The following is a 13,349-nucleotide window of genomic DNA, read 5'->3' as shown; positions in this document are numbered from 1 at the left end:
CGGTGGTCGACTTCGTGCACGAGGCACTGCTCTACCGCGACGACCAGCAGTACCTCGCGGGCACCGTGCCGTTCGTGCGCGACGGGCTCGCCGCGGGCGAACCGGTGCTGGTGGCCGTGCCGCAACGGGGCATCGACCTGTTGCGCGGCGCGCTGGGCGGACAGGCCGCGCAGGTGGAGTTCCTGGACATGAGACGCGCGGGGCGCAACCCCGGCCGGATCATCCCCGGGGTGCTGACCGCGTTCACCGACAACTCGGGCGGCGGCCGGGTCCGGATCATCGGCGAACCGATCTGGCCGGACCGCTCCGAACTGGAGTACCCGGCGTGCGTGCAGCACGAGGCGCTGATCAACACCGCGTTCGAGGACCGCCCCGCCTGGATTCTCTGCCCGTACGACACCGCGAACCTCACGCCACAGGCCGTGCGCGACGCGGAGACCACGCACCCGATCATGGTCGAGGAGCAACGGCGCAGGCAGAGCGACAACTACCGCGAGCCGTTCCTGATCGCCGAGGAGTTCAACCGGCCGCTGCCCGCGCCGCCGCCGGACGTGCTGACCCGCCGGTTCGACCTGGACAACCTGAGCGCCACCCGCCGGCTGGTGGCCGGGTTCGCCGCCGACGCGGGGCTGACCGCCGACCAGGTCGAGGACCTGGTACTCGCGGTCAACGAGCTGACCACCAACAGCGTGGTGCACGCGGGCGGCTTCGGCACGCTGCTGCTGTGGCGCGAGGGTGACGTGGTGGTGTGCGAGGTGCGCGACGGGGGCCAACTCGCGAATCCCATGGTGGGCAGGCGCAATCCCGGCGCGAACGCGCGCGGCGGGTACGGCGTGATGCTGGTGAACCTGCTGTGCGACCTGGTCCGCGTGCACACCAGCGAAGCCGGCACCACGATCCGCGTCTACATCGGCTGACCACGACGGCCGACCGCTCGACCGACCGGCTCGCCCAAGACGTTCGGCCGACACGTCGGCTGACACGTTCGGGTGATGCTCGGCGGTCGCGTTGCCTGGCGTCACGCCGGTGCCACCCGCACGTCACGCCCGCGTGGTTGCCTGGACGGTGATGAGCACCGACCAGCTGAGCCCGTTGGGCGTCGCCTTCCTCTGCCTGGAGGGCCTGCGGCTGTTCGACGGCATGGACCGGCACAAGGCTGCGGGCATCGACCGGGGCGCGGGCGCGTTCCCACTGCTGGCCGAACGCATCCCGCCCGTGCTGCACCGGATCGCCGCGCCGATCGCCGGCCTGTGCGCGCCGCTGCTGTTCGACGCGCTGGTCACCAGCGTGCACCTGCCGTCGATCCCGCTGCGGCTGGACGGCGCGGAGCTGTGCGAGGTGTACCCGGTCGCGCCGCTGGCCGCGGGGCACGCGGTGGGCGTCGCGCTGTCGGCGTACCGAAGCTGTGTGCATGTGTGCTTGCACACCAACCAACCGTGGATGGCGGATTCGCGCTGGTTGCAGACCGCCCTGCGAACGGAATTGGCGGCGCTGCACCGGCGTCGCCCGGCAGAATCGGCCAGGTGACTCCCGCACTTCTGCTCGCCCACGGGGCCGGTGGCACCGTCCGCGCGAACTTCAGCCCGCTCATCCCGCAGCTGTCGCGCCGGCGCAAGGTGCACGCGGTGGACTTCCCCGGCTCCGGCACCACACCGCGCGCGACCGCGCCGCTGGACCTGGACGACCTGGCCGACCGACTGGTGGCCGCCGCCGACGGCGAGGAGCGGTTCGCGATCGTCGGCTTCTCGATGGGGTGCGCGGTCGCGGTGCGCGCGGCCCGGCGGCATCCCGAGCGAGTGACGGCCCTGGTCCTGACCGCCGGCTTCGCCCACATCGACGACGAGACCAGGGCGCGGATGGCCGAGTGGGGCCGATTGCTGAACGGCGACCGCCCGACTTTGGCCCGCTACCTCATGTCGATCGCTCTAGGCGAACCGTTCCGCCGCCGGATGACCGCCGAGCAGACCGAAGGCTTCCTGGAACTGATCGCCCTGACCATCCCACCCGGCACACCAGAACAAGTAGACCTGACCCAACGCATCGACCTCCGCGATGAGCTCCCATCCCTAGCCGTCCCAACACTGGTGATCGGCACCAAACAGGACCGCCTGATCGCCCCCGCCACCACCCGCGCCCTAGCCGACCTGATCCCCAACGCCCGCTGGGCCGAACTCAACAGCGGCCACGCCCCCGCACTAGAGGCCCCCACCGACTGGGCCCACCTGATCGAAGACTTCCTAACCTCCCTCCCCCACCCACCCCGCTGACCCCCACCCCCACGACCCGCCCGCCCCACCCACAACCCGCGTGTCCAACCCCCAGAACACGCGTGTCCAACCCCCAGAACACGCGTGTCCAACCCCCAGAACACGCGTGTCCAACGTTCAGAACGCGAGAGTCGTACGTTCAGGACACCCGAATTCAACCTTCAGGACACGCCAGTCCTCGCGTGGTTGACGGCGTCGGCCGGTTTGCGGGTCCTCCGGTCGGGCTAACCAGGCCGCATGACCAACACGCTCGTCCTCGACGTGGACGGCACGCTGGTGGACACCAACTACCACCACGCGGTGGCCTGGTTCCGCGCGTTCCGCCGCTTCGACATCACCGTGCCGACCTGGAGACTGCACCGGGCCATCGGAATGGGCGGCGACAAGCTGGTCACCGCCGTCGCGGGCGAGCACGTGGAACGTGAGCACGGCGACGACCTCCGCACCGCGTGGGAGGCGGCGTTCGAACCGATGCTGGCCGAGATCCGGCCGTTGGAGGGCGCCCACCGCCTGGTCGCCGCGGCCCTGGAGCACCAGTTCACGGTGGTGCTGGCGAGTTCCGGCAAACGCCACCACGTGGACCACTACCTGAAGTTGATCGACGCGTCCGGCGTCCCGTCGACCTCGGCGGACGACGTCGAGGAGAGCAAGCCCGCGCCGGACCTGATCGAGGTGGCGTTGCGGCGGGTCAACGCGACCGGACGGGCCGTGGTCATCGGCGACTCCGTGTGGGACTGCGACGCCGCGCGGCGGACCGGCCTGCCCGTCGTGTGCCTTCGCACGGGTGGTTTCGGTGAAGCCGAGTTGCGCGAGCACGGGGCGTCGGCAGTCTACGAAGAACTCGACGAGTTGCGGGCGGACCTCACCGACCTGCCGATGGCGTAGGAGGAAGCGTGCGGATCGGCTACACCCTGATGACAGAGCAGGCCGGGCCACGCGAGTTGGTGGCGCACGCGGCGCAGGCCGAGCAGGCGGGCTTCGATTTCGAGGTGATGAGCGACCACTACTCGCCGTGGCTGGACGAGCAGGGGCACGCGCCGTACGCGTGGAGCGTGCTCGGCGCCGTCACGCAGGCGACGGAGCGGGTCGAGCTGATGACCTACGTGACCTGTCCGACCGTGCGGTACCACCCGGCCGTGGTGGCGCAGAAGGCCGCGACCGTGCAACTGCTGTCCGGCAACCGGTTCACCCTGGGCATCGGCGCTGGTGAGAACCTGAACGAGCACGTGGTCGGGCGCGGCTGGCCGCCGGTGAACGTGCGGCACGAGTTGCTGCGCGAGGCGGTGGAGATCATCTCGCAGCTGTTCGACGGCGGGTACGTCAACTACTCCGGGCAGCACTTCCGGGTGGATTCGGCGAAGCTGTGGGACCTGCCCGAGCAGCGCGTGCCGATCGCGGTGGCGGTGTCCGGTGGGCAGTCGGTGCGCACGTTCGCGCCGCTGGCCGACGCGATGGTGGCGACCGAGCCGGACGCGTCGTTGAGCCAGGAGTGGGACGTCTTCCAGGGCCGGCAGTCGCGGAAGATCGGTCAGCTGCCGATCTGCTGGGACCAGGACCGGGACAAGGCGGTCGAACGGGCGCACGAGCAGTTCCGCTGGTTCGCCGGTGGGTGGAAGGTCAACTCGGAGTTGCCCGGGACGGCAGGGTTCGCCGGTGCGACGCAGTTCGTGCGGCCGGAGGACGTGGCCGAGCAGATCCCGTGCGGGCCGGAGGTCGGGCCGGTGGTGGAGGCGGTGGGCAAGTTCCGCGACGCGGGGTTCACCGACCTGGCGCTGGTGCAGATCGGCGGCGACCACCAGTCGGACTTCCTCGACTTCGCCAAGGCGGAACTGCTGCCCGCCCTGCGCTGACCCCTGACGCCCCCGGCCGGCCGCTCTCGAACAACGGCACTTCAGCCCCGGCCGACCCCACCGCGGTCCTTGGGCGGCGGCCCGACCACCGGCGGCGGCGCCGGTGTCGGCACGATCACCGGGGCGTTCGTCGGAACGTTGGCCGGCGTCTCACGGTCGGTCTTGGTCTTGGTCGTGGTGGTGGTGCCGCCACCCGTCCCGTCGTCCGCACCATCGTCCGCGCCGTCGTCGTTCCCGCTCCCGGCCGGCGGCGGCACCGGCGCGCCCTCCACCACGGTCACCGTAGAGGCCGACGGGACGCCCGGCACGACCACGCCCGTGCTCGGGGCCTGTTCCGCGACCGGATCGGACACCCTGCTCGTGGTGACCGGACCGGCCTGCTCACCGGTGTCCGGCGCGGACGTGTCCCGCAACGTCACCAGGGTCAGCAGGGTCAACGCCGCCGCGGCGGCGGCCGCGCCACCCAGCAGCACCCGGTTGTCGGTCTTGCGCGCGGGCGCTTCCTCGGGCCGCTCCGCCACCGCCACCTCGACCAGCGGTGGCAGCCCCACGCTGGCCCGCTGCGCCGCGCTGAGCAGCCGCTCGCACTCCGCCGCCGACGGCCGCTTGGCCGGGCTCGACGCGGTCATCGCGGTCAGCACCCGGGCCCACGGCTCGGGCAGGTTGGCCGGGATGCGCGGCTCCCGGTGCAGCCGCGACAGCGCCGCCTCCGTGTCACCGCCGGGGTATTCGGGCCGGCCGGTCAGGCACTCCAGCAGCACCAGGCCCAGCGCGTAGACATCGGCGGCGGGCAGCACGTCGCCGCCCCGCACCTGCTCGGGCGCCAGGTAACCGGCGGTGCCGACCAGTATCCCGGACTTGGTCACCCGGGTGACCTGCGCTTGCAGCGCCAACCCGAAATCGGCCAGGTACGCGCGCCGCCCGGCGCCGTCGAGCAGGATGTTCGACGGCTTCACGTCCCGGTGCACCACGTCGTGCGCGTGCACGTGGGCCAGCACGCCGGCGATCTGCGCGCCGACCGCGGCCACCACCTCGGGTGACAGCGCGCCGCGCATCCGGCGGCGCAGCGTGCCGCCCTCGATCGGCTGCATCACGAAATAGGGACGACCGCGGTAGCTCCCGGTGTCGTACACCTCGACCAGGCCGGGGCAGCGCATCGCGCCCAACACCTGCGCCTCGCGGTCCAGCCGGATGCGGTCCTCACCGGAGGCCTCGCCCTGGAAGAACTTGATCGCGACCTTCCGGTCGAGGCGGGTGTCGAACGCGCGGTACACCTCGGCCATGCCGCCCGACCCGTACAGGGTGCCCAGCGCGTACCTGCCGTCGACCACCTCTCCGGTCAGGTCACCGTCCCACATCCGGTTGAACCTCCGCTGTGTCGACGAAGCCGGTCCGGACGCTGGAAGCTACCGGTCGCGCGGCCCGGCCAGCCACCCCGTTATGCCGTTTCGGGTCCACGTACCCGTAGCGTCCGCGCGGGAAACCACCGGATTGTTCGGGTTCCCGAACTCGTGTCGGACCGCCGCCCGCTGGGTACCTCCGCGACATGACCGAACGCGAGCGCGAGCCCACGATCGACGAGTTCATCGACGACCCTGCCGCGAAGCTGGACGCCCTGGGTGAAGTGAACGAGGTCAGGCCGGCGCAGTACGGTGCCGACCCCGATGAAGAGTACGAGCACGGCCCCGTGAACGGCGGGGAGCCGACAGGCTGAGCGTCGAAGAACACCCGAAAAGGTGATACCCGGTGCACGATCGGCCGAGTCGCCGTGCACGAACGCGGCGTACTCGGCACCGGGGTACAGCCTGGTACCGCCTGATACCGCACCGCCCGCCGCTGGTCGACGTGATGACGTTCACCCGGTGCGGCAAGTCACCCTGCGGGTCGCCCCGCCGCGACATCGACATTGTGCACAACTTCCACCACCCGGACTCACCACACTGGATACTGTCGTCCGACCGTCGGCCGGTCGATGCTGGAGCCTGGCCCGTCTGCGCACCGAAGGCCTGGACGTGGTGGAAGGAGCGCTCAAGTGACGACGACGCCGTACTGGGTCGCGGGGCAGCCCGCGACGAGCGACGACCTGGTCGAGATCCGCACCCCGCACGACGGCGCCCTGGCCGGTGTCACGTCCAACGCCACCGCCGAGGACGTGGAACGGGCCGTCGCCGCCGCGCACGCCGTGGCCGGCGACTTCGCCGACCTGCCCGCGCACGCCCGAGCGGCGGCACTGGACCACGTGTCGCGGCGGCTCGCCGAACGGGCCGACGAGGTCGCCGCGCTGATCACCGCCGAGTCCGGCAAACCGGTGAAGTGGTCGCGGATCGAGGTGACCCGCGCGGTGTCGACGTTCCGGTGGGCCGCCGAGGAGGCCCGCCGGTTCTCCGGTGAACTCCAGCGGCTGGACACCGACCCGGCCGCGAACGGCAGGCTGGCGTTGGTGCGGCGGGCGCCGCGCGGCCCCGTGCTGGGTATCGCGCCGTTCAACTTCCCGCTGAACCTGGTGGCGCACAAGGTCGCGCCCGCGTTGGCGGTCGGCGCGCCGATCGTGGTCAAGCCCGCGCCGACGACGCCGTTGGTGGCGCTGCTCCTGGGCGAGCTGTTGGCGGAGACCGACCTGCCCGCCGGGTCGTGGTCGGTGCTGCCGGTGCCCAACGAGGTGGCGGGCGGGCTGGCCGACGACCCTCGGCTGCCCGTGGTGTCGTTCACCGGATCGGGTCCGGTGGGCTACTCGATCCTGGACCGGGTGCCGCGCAAGCACGTCGTGCTGGAGCTGGGCGGCAACGCGGCGGCCGTCGTCTGTCCTGATTGGACCGACCTGGACCGGGCCGCGCAAAGGATCGCCACGTTCTCGATGTACCAAGGTGGACAGTCGTGCATCTCGGTGCAACGCGTGTACGCCCACCAGGACGTGTACCCGGCGTTGGCGGAAGCCGTGGTGGCGCACGTGCGCAAGCTCGGCACCGGCGACCCGACCGACCCGGCCACCGACGTCGGCCCGCTGATCAACGAGGCCGCCGCACGGCGCGTCGAGACGTGGGTGGACGAGGCCGTGGCGGCGGGCGCGCGACTGCTGACCGGTGGCCGGCGGACCGGCGCGTCCTACGAGCCGACCGTGCTGGCCGACGTGCCCGCGGACTGCAAGGTGGTGGACGAGGAGGTGTTCGGCCCGGTCGTGGTGCTGGACTCCGTGCCCAGCGTCGAGGAGGCGTTCGACCTGGTCAACGCGTCCCGGTTCGGCTTGCAGGCGGGCCTGTTCACGCACGACGTCCGGTTGGCGTTCCGGGCCGCCAAGCGCCTCGCGGTGGGCGGGGTGATCGTGGGCGACGTGCCGAGCTTCCGCGCCGACCAGATGCCCTACGGCGGGGTCAAGGAGTCGGGCACCGGCCGCGAGGGCGTGCGCGCGGCCATGGAGGACCTGACCGATCAGCGGGTTCTGGTGCTCACCGGCCTCGATCTGTAGATCTTGACGCCCGCGGGCGGCGGCGGGCCAGCTCCACCATCGTGGTGCTGGAGTCGAAGCCCGTCACGATGGCGCCCCGGTCGCGCAGCGCCGCGAACAGGGGCCGGAGCCGCAGCCGGCGTCGAGGACCTGCCGGCCGGTCACGTCCCCGGCCAGGTCCAAGATCGCGGGCTGCGTGTAATAGGCGTTGATGAGGCTGCTCTCGGTCTCGGCCGCATACGCCTCGCCGAAGCTGTCGTGGTCGTTGGCTACGGCCCCGTCGGCGGACCCGGCGGAACTCTCGGAATGACAGGCATGCGGCCCATACCGGCATATTGCTCCGAAAGTGTTCGCTTGCCAGTTCGTGAGCCTCTGACCAGCGACTTCCTTCCGCGAAGGTGGCAACCGCACAGTTTCGGTTCAATAACCGGCCTGTCCCGCGTCGAGTTCGGGGCAGTGCGCGCAGGTCGGGGGTTGGTGTCCCGCCCGGCTGGGATTGGCGGTCCGGGGTGTCGCTGACCTGCGGTCCGCCCACCAGGTCCGGACGTCCCGGTTGATCGCTGTCCGGACCTGGTCGGCGAATTCGGCAAGGTGTTCGGAGGCCCGAACGAGCGAGGCTGCGGTTCAGTCGGTTCGCAGGTCCAGACATCGGGCTGTTCGCCATCGACCTGTGGTCGGCCGCCTAGTCGCTGGCTTCTTCCAGCAGACCTGCCGCCTGTGCGGTCCGCTGGTACAACACGTAGCGCCCGGCTCTGACTTTGGTGACGAGGCGTGCGCGGTGCAGTGCGCTGAGGTGGTAGGAGACGGTGCCCGGGGTGTATCCGATCCGGGTGGCGAGTTCTGCGGTGGACCGGGCGGTTTCCAGGTCCGCCAGCAGGGCCGCTCGGGCGTTGCCGAGCACTTGCGCGATGCTTCCGGACCTGCGGTCCCGGCCGGCTCCTACTCGCTGGGCGGGGTAGTAGAGGACGAACTGCCCGGGGGTATCGACCTGGATGATGACGTCGGGCCGGCTGAGTACGCCGGGGGCGAGGACCAGGTCCCGGCCGGTGACATCGATTTCGCCATCTCGCGACTTGGCGAGGGTGACCGCGTCGCCTGCCCAATCGATGTCGGGGTGGAGTGCTCCGAGCACCCGGCCGATGCCATGGGTGGCGATGGCCGTCGCGCGATGGGCGATGTCCTGATCGATGATCGAGCGCAGTTCGGGCCAGCCGTCGGAGAGGGTATCCCGCCAGAACCGGGCGAGACCGTTGGCGAGACGTCGCTGCATCCGCCCCGACTCCGCGATCCGGCGGGTCGTGGCCCGCAGTGGTCTGTTCCAGTGGGTCCGGGTGTAGGTGAAGACCTGGGTTTCGAGGTCGTCCTGCGCTGCGGCCTCGATCTGCGCGATCTGCTCGTCGAGCAGGTCACGGCGCTGCGCGTCCGTCCCTGGCTGCGGGGTGAGCAGGTCGGGCGTGTAAGTGTCGCCGTTCTGCGGCAACAGGTCCGCGAGCAGGGCGACGTCCGGATGGGCAAGTGACGCGCGGGCGAGTGGTCCGGGATCTCCGAACACCGGGTGCCGTCCCGACGCGGCGGTGAGTTTCAGCCACGCCATGGACTCCGCCGCCGGGGAGGGCGACAACCGCGTCCTGGCCATCGTGTCGGCGTCTACACGCAGCGTGAGCACCGCCCCGACGGTAGCAGTCGTCGCGGCGGATTTGAACTGGCTCGAATGCTTTCCGGTGCGAGGTCCTCGCGGGGTTGAGTGGTCATGTCCACACCGGATCGCCACACGATGAGGAAGAAACGGAGCCGCTACATGCGGAACATCAGCAAGGCCGTCTCGGTCGCCGTAGGGGTCACGTCAGCGCTCGCATTCGTCGCGCCGATGGCGCAGGCGGGTGAGATGGGAACCATGCACTACTCCTGCGGCCATGCCAGGCCACCGCAGTTGGACGACTCGCCGTTCGTCTCCGCGATCAGCGCCGCGGGCGTGCGCAGGGGCTCGTCGGAGGGGTGCGGACTCAACGGCACGATGGCGCGCGGGGACAAGCTGGACTACTACTGCTACACCCGCGGCATCGACGGCGAAACGTGGACATTCCTCTCCGTCTATGAGCGAGGATTCGCCGGCTGGGTTCGCGATACCTTGTTGCCGAACAACGGCAGCAGCGATCGCTGCCCGTTCTGAGCCCGTCACCCCCGCACGACGGTGATCAACTGGCTACGTCGAGCAGGTCCGGATGAGTCATGGCCGAACGATAGCTGCGGCGCCTGACAACCAGGTCCGGATGCCCTGTCCGCCGAAACCTGGCGGGTTGGGGCATCGCTGACCTGCGGTCCGCCAACCAGGTCTGGACGGTTCGGCGCCGGTTTGTCCGGACCTGGTTGGCGGAATCCGCGCCAGGGCCGGGAGGCGGGGAGCGGGGACGGCGGGCTCGACGAACAGGCTCTCGGCGTTCCCGCAGCTCATGGTCGACAGCCCGCAAGGTAAGTCCGGACACCGCAAGGTTCAGCCGGACAGGGCATTGGTGTCCGTTCCGGCTGAAGGTAGTGGAGGCACGAGCTCCTGACCTGCGGTCCGCCAAATATGGGCGAACACCCGGCGGCTGAGTTGTTCGGACCTACCTGGCGGATTCGGCGGCGGAGCCACCCGGCGGGAGGCGACGAGCAGGAGCCCAGTGCCAGCCCGCCCCCCGTTTCCCCAGCTCGTGTCTGTTACGCGCGAACCTTGCGGAACGCAGCTTTCTTGACCTCGGTCGCGCAAAGTAGGTCCGGAGCGAGGATGTCCCAGGTGTCCGGACCTGGTTTGCGGAATTGACGGCGGTGTGGCGAAGTTGCCGGAACCAGAGGTCGTCACCAAGGCGACCGATTCGGCAGGTTCCTGCCCGCGCCGCTGGTCCCAGGTGACGCGCAGGCAAGCAGCACTAGCCGATCGTGCCGATTCGGGACCTGCTCATCGACTACTTGCGGGAGCGCCGACCGTCGCTGAACTTCACCAGTCTGGACGCTGTCTCGCGAACGCTGGCTGGCTGTTCTGAGCCAACCTCTTTCCTGCTCGGACGTCCTGTTGGCATGACGTCGACTTCAGAAGGCCATGCGTCTTTCACTGATCCGGCTCGGGTCAACGATTACGACAGCATCGCCGAGGGTTACGCGGCCGAGAACGAGACCAGTCTCCTGAACGCGTACTACGAACGGCCCGCGATGCTGGAACTTGCCGGGGACGTGACCGACCGGCGGATCCTCGACGCCGGCTGCGGCTCGGGGCCCCTGTTCGCCGCGCTGCGCGATCGGGGTGCTGCCCTGACCGGCATCGACGCGAGCGCCGGCATGCTGGAGCTGGCCCGGCTGCGGCTGGGCGCCGACGCGGACCTGCGGGTCGCCGACCTGGCCGACCCGCTGCCCTTCCCCGACGGCGCGTTCGACGACGTCATCGCATCCCTGGTACTGCACTACATAGAGGACTGGGGGCCGACACTGGCCGAACTGCGACGCGTGCTGACCCCCGGCGGACGGCTCATCGTCTCGGTCGAGCATCCGTTCGCCATCACCCTGATGCAGCGCCTGGCAGGGGAAAAGCCCGACTACTTCCAGACCCGCAACCGGACCGAGGAATGGACCATGGGCGGGCAGACCGCCCAGATGAGCTTCTGGGACCGCCCGCTGCACGCGATGACCGACGCCTTCACCGCGGCTGGTTTCCGCATCAACGTCATCAGCGAGCCGCCGCCCGCGCCCGCCGCCCGCGACTTGTTCCCCGAAGAATTCCACAGGTTCGCTGGCACGAGCTTCCTCGGCTTCCTGTTCTTCGTCCTGCAGGCTGGCTAGCCGCCCCTGAGCAGCCCCCTCAGCCACCGCAACCTAGCCCGGGAATCCGCAACCAGTCCCGCAAGGCTCCCCAGAATCCGCAACCTCCCCTGGAACGGACAAATGTCCTATCCGGTTGATCCTGGCGGATGCGTGGCAGGCTGAGCTGGTGTCCGCCAAGTAGGTGCGAACTCGGGCAGGCCGAGCTGTTCGGGCTAGTTGGCGGATCGCAGGCGGTTGGGCGGGAAGAAGACCTTCGGTCCTTCGCCGGGAAGCGTCGGACGCGCGCCGACCGGCTGGCGTCGTCCCGGCCGGACGGGCCAGCCGACCGGCTCGGTGGCGGTGTCCAGATAGGGCGAAGGGGCCGGTTCCGGTCGGGGGTATTCGGTGCGGTGTGCCTCGGTGACGTCGATCTTGCGTCGGGTCTCCAACGAGATCTCCGAGCTGACGACCAGCGCGCCGGTGAACAGCTCCCTCTTGTGTGACCAGTCGCGGATGACGACCGGGCTGAGGCTGCGGTGGTGCAGCAGGGCGTCGCCGCCGCGGCGGTGCTTCTGACCGAACCAGTAGGCGGCCAGCCTGCGTTTGTTGTCGCTGTCCTTGGCGGGCTTGACGAAGCTGGTGCCGCCGAAGGTGCGCAGGCTGCGGTAGTCGTTGGCCGGCAAGCTGGGCGGTTGCCAGCAGTCCTGCTCGATCCAGTGCGCGATCGGGTCCTTCGTCAGCGTCGGGTAGTAGTCGCGCAAGCCCAGACGGCGGCCGATCTCGGCGGCGAACGCGCGTTGCTCGGCTGGGTCGCCGGCGGCCAGGCGCCGCCAGCGTAGCGAGCCGACGACCTCCGCGAGCGCGACCGCTTCGGGGTAAGTGCAGGCGAACAGCCGCGAGGTGCTGAAGGTGTCGGTCTCGGTGCCGGGCGGGATGAGCAGCTCGGCGCGGCGGACCCAGTCCAGCCAGGTGTCGCCGTCGAAGGCGATGTCGGTGAAGTTCCAGCGGTGCGCGCAGAACAGGAACCCGGTCAGCACCGCGTCGTAGGTGGCGGCCGGGCCGAGACGGGCCAGCAGCCGCAGGTGCCGGTGCTGGGCGGCGACGACCTCGGGCAGCTCCTCCAGGCCTGGTGGCGGGTGGTCGTGCTGGTCGGGCGGGCCGATCCAGACCTGGTGGCGGGTGCAGACGAAGCGGTGGTGCGGCAGCAACCGCAAGACCTGGCCGCCGGGGTGGCGGGCCTCGCAGCGACGGCAGCCGCGTTGAGGCTCGTGCCGCAGCGCGAGCCAGTTCGGTTCCGGGTCGCGCAGTTCGACGACCGCGCGGGCCAGCCGGGTGCGGGGTTGGTCGGCGACGGTGGCCAGCAGGTCGCCGTCCAGGCGTCGGGTGTTGTTGCCCTTGCCGCGCGGCTTGCTGACCTGCGCCCAGAGCGTGTCGAAGCCCATGTCGTGCAGGGCGGCGAGGCGGGTCAGGTAGGACACGGCGATCTCGTCGCCAGCGGGCGGGACGTTGATCGGCAGCCGAGAGACCATCAGGCTCCCGCCTGTGTGGCGGGTGCGGACCGGGTGCGTTTGCGGTGTTGCGGGCGGATTACCGGTCGGATGTCATCCTGCCGGGAAAACGGTGGTCAGCCTCTACGCGATCGTGCAGGTCCTGGCGGCCGCGTCGTTCGCGTTGATCATCCGGGAGATCCGACGCGAACACCTGTACCGCACGGACGCCCCGCCCCGGGTATTCGCGCAGAGCACGGTGCGCAGCATCTGCCTGGCCGCGGTGTTCGGGGTGTCCATTCCCGTCTCGTTCCTGACCACGGGCACCGGCGCGTACCTGTGCTGGCTGGCGGCACCGCTCGTGCTCGCCATCGCCGCCCGCATCCAGGACCGCCGTGCGTCGTCCGGCGACGGACCGGAGCACCGCCTCACCAGCACCGCCTCACCAGGACCGCCGTCGCGCTACTGCCGCGTCGCACTGGTCCGACCGGGTGTGGAAGCAGGTTGCCCACGAACCCGGGCAGAAGATCCT

At 70.3% G+C, this 13,349-nt stretch carries 13 protein-coding genes and 1 pseudogene; 9 read left to right on the top strand and 5 right to left on the bottom strand.

The genetic code is table 11. The features are described 5' to 3' along the window. Positions 1 to 2: 2 nt before the first annotated feature. The 5 genes from ALI22I_RS10705 to ALI22I_RS10685 all read left to right on the top strand — a co-directional run bounded on the left by ALI22I_RS10705 (position 3) and on the right by ALI22I_RS10685 (position 4,117). Positions 3 to 917: a sensor histidine kinase gene (locus ALI22I_RS10705; RefSeq protein WP_077005295.1), complete on the top strand. Its 915-nt coding sequence runs from the start codon at positions 3 to 5 to the stop codon at positions 915 to 917. A gap of 151 nt (positions 918 to 1,068) precedes the next feature. After that, positions 1,069 to 1,527, top strand: a complete 459-nt coding sequence (locus tag ALI22I_RS49020; protein WP_077005294.1) for a WS/DGAT domain-containing protein — start codon at positions 1,069 to 1,071, stop codon at positions 1,525 to 1,527. After that, entirely contained in the window at positions 1,524 to 2,267 is a 744-nt protein-coding gene (locus ALI22I_RS49015) for an alpha/beta fold hydrolase (RefSeq protein WP_238598293.1), read from the top strand. The genes ALI22I_RS49020 and ALI22I_RS49015 overlap by 4 nt, the downstream gene beginning before the upstream one ends. A gap of 237 nt (positions 2,268 to 2,504) precedes the next feature. Continuing rightward, positions 2,505 to 3,152, top strand: a complete 648-nt coding sequence (locus ALI22I_RS10690) for an HAD family hydrolase (protein WP_077005293.1) — start codon at positions 2,505 to 2,507, stop codon at positions 3,150 to 3,152. Between the two features lie 8 nt (positions 3,153 to 3,160). Then, the gene (locus tag ALI22I_RS10685) at positions 3,161 to 4,117 is read left to right on the top strand and encodes a TIGR03557 family F420-dependent LLM class oxidoreductase (RefSeq protein WP_077005292.1); all 957 of its coding nucleotides are present in this window, start codon (positions 3,161 to 3,163) and stop codon (positions 4,115 to 4,117) included. Positions 4,118 to 4,158: 41 nt separating this feature from the next. On the opposite strand, the gene ALI22I_RS10680 is transcribed toward ALI22I_RS10685, so the two are convergent. Further along, positions 4,159 to 5,475, bottom strand: a complete 1,317-nt coding sequence (locus ALI22I_RS10680) for a serine/threonine-protein kinase (RefSeq protein ID WP_077005291.1) — start codon at positions 5,473 to 5,475, stop codon at positions 4,159 to 4,161. A gap of 188 nt (positions 5,476 to 5,663) precedes the next feature. On the opposite strand from ALI22I_RS10680, the gene ALI22I_RS50660 reads away from it, so the two are divergent. After that, the gene (locus ALI22I_RS50660) at positions 5,664 to 5,831 is read left to right on the top strand and encodes a hypothetical protein (protein WP_179118182.1); all 168 of its coding nucleotides are present in this window, start codon (positions 5,664 to 5,666) and stop codon (positions 5,829 to 5,831) included. 318 nt (positions 5,832 to 6,149) lie between these two features. Then, the gene (locus tag ALI22I_RS10675; RefSeq protein WP_077005290.1) at positions 6,150 to 7,580 is read left to right on the top strand and encodes an aldehyde dehydrogenase family protein; all 1,431 of its coding nucleotides are present in this window, start codon (positions 6,150 to 6,152) and stop codon (positions 7,578 to 7,580) included. Between the two features lie 16 nt (positions 7,581 to 7,596). Here ALI22I_RS10675 and ALI22I_RS55550 read toward each other — a convergent pair. Next, a pseudogene (locus ALI22I_RS55550) lies at positions 7,597 to 7,772 on the bottom strand (class I SAM-dependent methyltransferase); the annotation flags it as partial. 469 nt (positions 7,773 to 8,241) lie between these two features. Next, a complete protein-coding gene (locus ALI22I_RS10665) occupies positions 8,242 to 9,225 on the bottom strand; it encodes a helix-turn-helix domain-containing protein (RefSeq protein WP_143532123.1) in 984 nt (327 codons plus the stop codon). A 132-nt stretch (positions 9,226 to 9,357) separates the two neighbouring features. Between ALI22I_RS10665 and ALI22I_RS10660 the strand changes: the two genes are divergently transcribed. Both ALI22I_RS10660 and ALI22I_RS10655 read left to right on the top strand, forming a co-directional pair. Next, positions 9,358 to 9,729, top strand: a complete 372-nt coding sequence (locus ALI22I_RS10660; protein ID WP_077005289.1) for a hypothetical protein — start codon at positions 9,358 to 9,360, stop codon at positions 9,727 to 9,729. An 884-nt stretch (positions 9,730 to 10,613) separates the two neighbouring features. Next, positions 10,614 to 11,369, top strand: coding sequence for a class I SAM-dependent methyltransferase (locus ALI22I_RS10655; protein ID WP_077005288.1), 756 nt, complete (start codon positions 10,614 to 10,616; stop codon positions 11,367 to 11,369). A gap of 194 nt (positions 11,370 to 11,563) precedes the next feature. On the opposite strand, the gene ALI22I_RS10650 is transcribed toward ALI22I_RS10655, so the two are convergent. Next, positions 11,564 to 12,859, bottom strand: a complete 1,296-nt coding sequence (locus ALI22I_RS10650; RefSeq protein ID WP_077005287.1) for a TniQ family protein — start codon at positions 12,857 to 12,859, stop codon at positions 11,564 to 11,566. A gap of 102 nt (positions 12,860 to 12,961) precedes the next feature. Beyond that, entirely contained in the window at positions 12,962 to 13,117 is a 156-nt protein-coding gene (locus ALI22I_RS55545) for a hypothetical protein (protein ID WP_179118181.1), read from the bottom strand. Between the last annotated feature and the right edge of the window lie 232 nt (positions 13,118 to 13,349).

The sequence above is a fragment of the Saccharothrix sp. ALI-22-I genome, assembly GCF_001984175.1.
Classification (GTDB): Bacteria; Actinomycetota; Actinomycetes; order Mycobacteriales; family Pseudonocardiaceae; genus Actinosynnema.
Note: the sequence above shows the minus strand (reverse complement) of the source record. Positions and strands in the feature narration are given on the sequence as shown.

What these genes read in the sequence shown, in the direction of transcription:
- ALI22I_RS49020 (WP_077005294.1), top strand. Translation starts at nt 1,069, where the DNA reads ATGAGCACCGACCAGCTGAGCCCGTTGGGCGTCGCCTTCCTCTGCCTG.
- ALI22I_RS10690 (WP_077005293.1), top strand. Translation starts at nt 2,505, where the DNA reads ATGACCAACACGCTCGTCCTCGACGTGGACGGCACGCTGGTGGACACC.
- ALI22I_RS10680 (WP_077005291.1), bottom strand. Translation starts at nt 5,475, where the DNA reads ATGTGGGACGGTGACCTGACCGGAGAGGTGGTCGACGGCAGGTACGCG.
- ALI22I_RS50660 (WP_179118182.1), top strand. Translation starts at nt 5,664, where the DNA reads ATGACCGAACGCGAGCGCGAGCCCACGATCGACGAGTTCATCGACGAC.
- ALI22I_RS10660 (WP_077005289.1), top strand. Translation starts at nt 9,358, where the DNA reads ATGCGGAACATCAGCAAGGCCGTCTCGGTCGCCGTAGGGGTCACGTCA.
- ALI22I_RS10655 (WP_077005288.1), top strand. Translation starts at nt 10,614, where the DNA reads ATGACGTCGACTTCAGAAGGCCATGCGTCTTTCACTGATCCGGCTCGG.
- ALI22I_RS10650 (WP_077005287.1), bottom strand. Translation starts at nt 12,859, where the DNA reads ATGGTCTCTCGGCTGCCGATCAACGTCCCGCCCGCTGGCGACGAGATC.
- ALI22I_RS55545 (WP_179118181.1), bottom strand. Translation starts at nt 13,117, where the DNA reads ATGGACACCCCGAACACCGCGGCCAGGCAGATGCTGCGCACCGTGCTC.